Genomic DNA, 6,183 nt, shown 5'->3' on the forward strand with positions numbered 1-6,183 from the left:
CCCCGCAGCCTTCCCCGCATCCCCGACCTCCCCAGCGCCAGCCGCCTCGAGGTGCCCGGCGACGGCCGCTACCGCCCGCCCGACGGCCCGGTGCGCCTGGGCCCGGCCACCGTCGAGGACCTGCGCCGCTACGACGAGTGCGGCTTCAGGTTCTGGGCCGAGCGCGTTGCCGGCCCCCGCGGGCGCGAGGAGGCGAGCGGCTGGCGGGCGCTGGTGCGCGAGCTCCGCGCCCTCAAGCGCCTCAACGAGGCCCGCCTCGAGGCCCTCGCCCAGCGCTTCCCCGAGGCCGAAGGCTGGCTGCGGGCCCACCAGGAGCTGCTCTTCGCGCTCAACCTGGGCTTCGCCTGGCCCGAGAACGCCACCCCCCAGGCCCGCGTGGACGGCGCGCTCAACCGCGGCGGCGAGTACAGCTTCTACACCTTCGCCCCCCCCGACACCGACGACCCCACCGCCTTCCTGCGCGGCCGCTGGGGCGAGCTGTGGCTGGCGGGCTACCTGCTCGAGCACAACCCCCGCCAGGTCAAGGGCGTGCGCCTGTGGGTCTGGCCCGTCCTGGGCCCCCCGCTCCCCGTCTACGACAAGCCCATCTCCCAGGTCACCGGCCCCATCCGCTGGCGCAACGAGAAGGTTCGGGCCACCCTCGAGCGCTACCAGCGCGGCGAGGTCAAGCCCAACCCCGGTTTCATCTGCCTGAGCTGCTCGGTGCGGGATGTGTGCCGGGAGGGGAGGGTGGGGTGAATTGTGCCGCCTTTAGGCATATACAATGGGCACGTATGCCAAAGCAGCCGATTGCCGAAGCCTTTGGTTTTCCTGTAGACAACGTCAGTGAAGAGGCCGATCGGTACCGCAAGCTCAGATTGTGTCCTTTTAACAATCGGGTTCCGAACTGTACGAAAGACAAGGCGCAGGATCCTCTGGGTGTTTGTAGCATTATCGATGGAGATAAGCTGGCGATTACCTGCCCTGTGCGCTTTCGGGAGGATTGGTTGATCGCTGAGGATGCCGCCCGCTTTTTTTTCCCGGAGGAGGCTACCTGGACCTCCCTGGCTGAAATTCGCCTTGAAGACAGCGAGGGAAAATCCGCCGGGAACATAGACCTTGTCCTGGTGAGCTATGACAGCCGTGGTCGCATCCTGGACTTTGGCTCTGTAGAGGTTCAGGGTGTGTATATTAGCGGTAATATCCGTCGCCCTTTCGAGGAATTCATCGCCAATCCCACGGACTATCGGACGCGGGGGTACGAGGGCAGGAATTATCCGCGAGCGGACTACCTCTCTTCATCACGCAAGCGACTGGCTCCGCAGATTATTTACAAAGGTGGAATCTTCCACTCTTGGAACAAGAAAATTGCCGTTGCTTTGCATACGGCTTTTTTTGAGACGTTGCCACGACTTAGGGAGGTTCGCAAGGAGGACGCCGAGGTCGCCTGGTTTCTTTATGAGCTGATCCTGGATAAGGGGTCGAATCGCTACAGGCTGACCCGCCACCGGACGGTCTATACCAAGTTTGAAGACGCCCTGAGGCAGATCACACGAACCAACGAGGGCCCCGTTGAATCCTTTATGGCAACCTTACAGGAGAAGTTGGACGAAAAGCTAGGGGAATCGGCCCCCGATGCCCCCACCTTGAAAGACGTGATAGAGGGAGAACCATGAGCCCAGTACGCCAGGCACCGCTATTCGACGTCGAACTGGCAGTTGTGAACGTCGCCACGGTGCGCCAGCTCAGCCCGCTGCGCTACCCAGGCGGTAAGACCTGGTTCGTGCCTTACCTGAAGCGATGGCTGGCGAGCTTGCCCTTTCGGCCTGCGGAGTTCATCGAGTCTTTTGCTGGGGGAGCCAGCGCCGGCTTGACCGTGTTGTATGAGAACCTTGCTGATCGAGTTATTTTGGTCGAGAAGGATCGGGATGTCGTTGCGGTGTGGAAGGCGATTTTTGAAGGGGATGCGGCAGCACTGGCACAGAGGATTTCAAGCTTCGAGCTGACCCTGGACAATGTACGCACGGTTCTGTCTGGTGAGCCGGACACAGTTGAGGAGCATGCCTTCCAAACCATCCTCAGAAACCGGATTAACCGCGGCGGCATCCTGGCGCCTGGGGCCGGCATGATCAAGGAGGGCGAAAATGGACGGGGTATACGCTCGAGATGGTATCCCCAAACCCTGAAGCATCGCATACTTCGCCTGGCACCTCTTCGGGAGCGGGTGAGGGTCGTGGAGGGAGACGGCCTGTTAGAGCTCGAGCGGCGACTGGGGCACTCCAGAGCCGTGGCCTTTATCGACCCCCCATACACCGCTGGTCAGAAGCGGGCCGGGAGCCGCCTTTATGTCCACTCGGAGCTGGACCATCCGCACCTGTTTCACCTGGCCTCCAGGTTCACGGGCGATTTTGTGATGACCTACGATGACGATTCCCTGGTGGAAGACCTGGCTTTACGCAGTGGCTTGAAAACCAGAAGGGTGCTCATGAAAAACACTCACCACAGCGTAATGCGCGAGCTGATCGTGGGTAGAAACCTGGATTGGCTGGATTAGCTCGAGACCTGCTGGGCCCTGAGATAAGCCTCCACGTGCGCCTCGAAAGCCTTCACCAGCGCGCTCACCCTGGGGCCCACCTGCCCATCGCCCACCGGGCGGTCGTCGATGCGGGTCACGGGCATGACGCCGCGGGTCGAGCTCGTGATGAACGCCTCGTCGGCGGCGTAGAGCTCGTCGAGGGTGAAGGCCCGGTGCTCGACGGGCATGAGCTGTTGGGCCAGGCGCAGGGCGTGGATGCGGGTGATGCCGGGGAGCACGCCGTCCTTGGCGGTGACGAGCACGCCCTCCTTGACGAAGCCCAGGCTCGAGCGCGCCCCTTCGGTGACCCACTTCCCGTCGTGGTAGATCACCTCGGCGGCGCCTTCGGCCTTCATGCGCGGCCCGAGCTTGACGGCGGTGAGGTAGGCGGTGGTCTTGGCCTCGGGGATCTCGCGCTCGTGGCGGTGGGTGATGACCTTCACGCCCTGCTGGTAAAGGGCGGGCGGGTACTCGCGCAGGGCGATGGGGGCGATGATCAGGTTGGGGTGGCCGGGGGTGAAGATGTCCTCGGAGTAGCCGCCGGTGAGCACGAGCTGGATCCCCGCGCTCTGGAGGTTGTTGGCGCGGATCAGCTCGCGCACGAAGCCCTCGAGCTCGGCCCTGGAGTAGGGCACCTCGAGGCCGATGGCGCGGCTGGAGTTCTCGAAGCGGTCGAGGTGGTCCTCGATGAACACCGCGACGCCGCGCAGCACCCGGAAGAACTCGAAGGCCCCGTAACCCCGCCGCAGCCCCAGGTCGCTGACGTGGATTTTCGCGTCGGCGTCGCGCACTAATTGTCCGTTGAGGTTCACGTATTCCATCGCCACAGCCTCTAGTGTGCGTAGTTTAGCGCATCCCGCCCTTCAGCCCTCGAGGTTCCTGAGCCGTGCAGCGGTCTGGGCCTTGTCCAGCTCGCCCCGGCCCACGGCGAGCGCCAGCTCGTAGGCGGCGTCCTCGCTCAGGGTACAGGGGGAGCCGTTGAGCTCGAGGAAGGTCAGGGCAGCGAGCAGCCCGGTGCGCTTGTTCCCGTCGGCGAAGGTATGACCGGTGGCGATGTGAAAGAGGTAGGCCGCCGCCTGCCCGTGGAGCGTGGGGTGCAGCAACTGTCCCCCGAACTCGGCCTGGGCTTGCAGGACGGCCGACTCCAGCCGCCCAGGGTCCAGACGCCCCGGCTTGCCTCCGTGCAATTCCAACGCCAGGTCGTGCAGGAGCATGACCTCGGCCACGCTCAGCCAGCGGGTGGGCCTCATTCGTCCCCACGGTCGTAGGCGGCCAGCCGGCGCAGGGTGTTGCCGTACCGCCCGACCACCGCCCGCAGGGCCCGCTCGAACTCGGGGTCGAGGGCTTTGGCCGGGCGGATCAGGATGCCGTCCTCGGTGGCCTCGACCTCCACGGTATCGCCCGAACGGAGCCCCAGGCGCTCGAGCAGGTCGGGCGGCAGGGTCACGGCGGTGCTGTTGCCCAGGCTCAGCAGGGTGCGCTTCACGCCGGAATTATAACGCTGTTTATACCTGGCCCTGAACGGGTAAGATTCGGGCGGAAATGGGCATGAAGGTCCGTGTTGCCTCCGCCGGGACTGGCAAGACCGCCAGCCTGGTGCTGCGCTACCTCGAGCTCATCGCCTCGGGCACGCCCTTGCGCCGCATCGCGGGCGTCACCTTCACCCGCAAGGCCGCCGACGAGCTGCGGGTACGGGTGGGGCGGGCCGTCGAGGACGTGCTGGAGCAGGGACACCACCTCGGCTTCGTGGCCGACCCCGCGGGCCGCGCGCGCTTCGAGGAGGCCCGGCTCGAGCTCGGCGGGGCTACCCTCACCACCATCCACGGCTTCATGGCCCAGGCCCTGCGGCTGTGTGCGCCCCTGCTGGGCCTCGACCCCGACTTCAGCCTGATGGGCGACTGGGAGGCCAAGGCGCTGTTCGAGGAGGAGTGGCGCTCGCTGCGCTACCTCGCCGCCGACCCCGAGCACCCCCTGCACGGCCTGGCGACCCCCGAGCTCGAGGAGCCCCTGCTCTTCCTCTTCGACAAGCGCTCGCTCGCGCGCGCCTTCGAGCCCGCCCCCGGCGAGGCCAACGAGCGGCTGGTGAGGGTGTACCAGGCGGTGTTCGCGGCCTACGAGAGGCGGCTGGGCTCCAACCTGCTCTCGCCCTCGGAGATCGAGCGCCGGGCCATCGGGATGGTGGGCAACCGGCGGGCGGTGGAGAGGCTGCTGGGGCGCTACCGGGTGATGCTCGTGGACGAGTTCCAGGACGTCAACCCCTTGCAGGGCGAGTTCTTCAGCGCGCTGCGCGACGCGGGGATGCCGATGGAGGTCGTGGGCGACCCCAAGCAGTCCATCTACGCCTTCCGCGACGCCGACGTGGAGGTGTTCCGCCGGGCGCGGCGCGAGGGGCAGGAGCTCGAGCCCCTCTCCACCACCTACCGCCACGCCGGCGTGCTGGTGCGCTTCCTCAACCGCCTCACCGCCGAGCTCGCCCGGCGCGGGCTGGGCTTCGGGCCGGAGGAAGCCCCCAGCGTGGCGGGGGTGCGGGGCGAGGTGGGCAAGCTCGAGCTGCACTGGGTCGAGGGCGACGTGCCCATGGACGAGCTGCGCCGCTTCGAGGCCCAGGTGCTCGCCGAGCGGCTGCGGGCGCTGTCGAGCCGGGTGCCCCTCTCGCAGATGGCGGTGCTGGCGCGCTCCCGCGCCAGCTTCCCCTTCCTCGAGGAGGCCCTGCAGCGCGAGGGCCTCGACTACGTGCTGCTGCAGGGGCGCGGCTACTACGAGCGGCAGGAGATCCGCGACCTCTACCACGCGTTGCGGGTGGGCTTCGACCCCTCAGGGCTCTCGCTGGCCGCCTGGCTGCGCAGCCCCTTCGGGCAGATGGGCCTGGCCGACCTCGAGCGCGTCCTCACCTCCGAGGCGCCGCTCTACACCCTCGAACTCGCCTTCCCCGAGGTGTGGGAGCGGCTGGAGCGGGTGCGCCGCCGGGTGCGGCAGTCGGCGCCGCTCGACGCGCTCAAGTTCCTGGTGCGCGAGCCCCTTATCGGCGGGAAGTCCTACCTCGACTTCCTCGACCCCCGCGCCCGCGAGAACGTTGACGCCCTGCTCTTCGAGGTGGCCCGCCGCCCGCCGCGCGACCTCGAGGTGCTCTTAGAGCGCCTGCAGATGCTCTCGCGCCAGGCCGAAGCCGGCGAGGTGCCGCAGAGCGGGGAGGGGATCCAGCTCCTCACCGTCCACGCGGCCAAGGGGCTCGAGTGGCCCCTGGTGGCGGTCTTCGACCTCGGGCGCATGAACAGCCACCGCGCCCAGCCGCTCTACCTGGGCGAGGGCGGGCGGGCGGCCCTGCCCGACACCCCCTGCTTCGAGGCCTTCCGCGAGCAGGCGGGGGCCCGCGAGGAGGAGGAGAGCTACCGCCTGCTCTACGTCGCCGCCAGCCGCGCCCGCGACGTGCTGGTGATGAGTGGCAGCGTCAAGGAGGGCAAGGCCACCGGCTGGGCTCAGGCCATGGTCGAGGTCGGCTTCGGCCCCGACGCGCCCGCCTACCAGCGCCCCGACTACTTTCACCAGACCTGGCGCTACCGCCCCGTAGCCGAGGTGCGCCCCCTGCCCGTCACGGCCCCGCCCGAGATCCCCGAGTGGCTCGAGGCCCG

General features: G+C 67.4%; 7 protein-coding genes. 4 read left to right on the forward strand and 3 right to left on the reverse strand.

The window, feature by feature from the left end; translation table 11 throughout:
• From Mterra_RS17930 to Mterra_RS17940, 3 genes are all read left to right on the forward strand, one after another.
• On the forward strand, nt 1-738 hold a 738-nt coding region (locus tag Mterra_RS17930; protein WP_147372923.1), incomplete at its 5' end, for a PD-(D/E)XK nuclease family protein.
• A gap of 35 nt (nt 739-773) precedes the next feature.
• Complete coding sequence (locus tag Mterra_RS17935; RefSeq protein ID WP_119316392.1) at nt 774-1,655, forward strand: NotI family restriction endonuclease; 882 nt, start codon at nt 774-776, stop codon at nt 1,653-1,655.
• Complete coding sequence (locus Mterra_RS17940; protein WP_119316393.1) at nt 1,652-2,533, forward strand: DNA adenine methylase; 882 nt, start codon at nt 1,652-1,654, stop codon at nt 2,531-2,533. Before Mterra_RS17935 ends, Mterra_RS17940 begins: the two co-directional genes overlap by 4 nt.
• On the opposite strand, the gene Mterra_RS17945 is transcribed toward Mterra_RS17940, so the two are convergent.
• From Mterra_RS17945 to Mterra_RS17955, 3 genes are read right to left on the reverse strand one after another with little or no spacing between them, the layout of a single operon-like run.
• Complete coding sequence (locus tag Mterra_RS17945) at nt 2,530-3,375, reverse strand: aminotransferase class IV (protein WP_119316394.1); 846 nt, start codon at nt 3,373-3,375, stop codon at nt 2,530-2,532. The genes Mterra_RS17940 and Mterra_RS17945 overlap by 4 nt on opposite strands.
• A 42-nt stretch (nt 3,376-3,417) precedes the next feature.
• Nucleotides 3,418-3,804 (reverse strand): type II toxin-antitoxin system death-on-curing family toxin, encoded by a 387-nt coding sequence (locus Mterra_RS17950; protein WP_119316395.1) that lies wholly within the window; start codon nt 3,802-3,804, stop codon nt 3,418-3,420.
• A complete protein-coding gene (locus tag Mterra_RS17955) occupies nt 3,801-4,040 on the reverse strand; it encodes an AbrB/MazE/SpoVT family DNA-binding domain-containing protein (RefSeq protein WP_119316396.1) in 240 nt (79 codons plus the stop codon). The genes Mterra_RS17950 and Mterra_RS17955 overlap by 4 nt, the downstream gene beginning before the upstream one ends.
• A 62-nt stretch (nt 4,041-4,102) precedes the next feature.
• On the opposite strand from Mterra_RS17955, the gene Mterra_RS17960 reads away from it, so the two are divergent.
• A partial coding sequence (locus tag Mterra_RS17960; protein WP_147372924.1) for a UvrD-helicase domain-containing protein occupies nt 4,103-6,183 on the forward strand: 2,081 nt, incomplete at its 3' end.

This window comes from Calidithermus terrae (assembly GCF_003574345.1).
GTDB lineage: Bacteria > Deinococcota > Deinococci > Deinococcales > Thermaceae > Calidithermus > Calidithermus chliarophilus.

Coding starts and splice junctions, on each gene's coding strand:
- Mterra_RS17945 (WP_119316394.1), bottom strand. CDS start 3,375: ATGGAATACGTGAACCTCAACGGACAATTAGTGCGCGACGCCGACGCG.
- Mterra_RS17950 (WP_119316395.1), bottom strand. CDS start 3,804: ATGAGGCCCACCCGCTGGCTGAGCGTGGCCGAGGTCATGCTCCTGCAC.
- Mterra_RS17940 (WP_119316393.1), top strand. CDS start 1,652: ATGAGCCCAGTACGCCAGGCACCGCTATTCGACGTCGAACTGGCAGTT.
- Mterra_RS17935 (WP_119316392.1), top strand. CDS start 774: ATGCCAAAGCAGCCGATTGCCGAAGCCTTTGGTTTTCCTGTAGACAAC.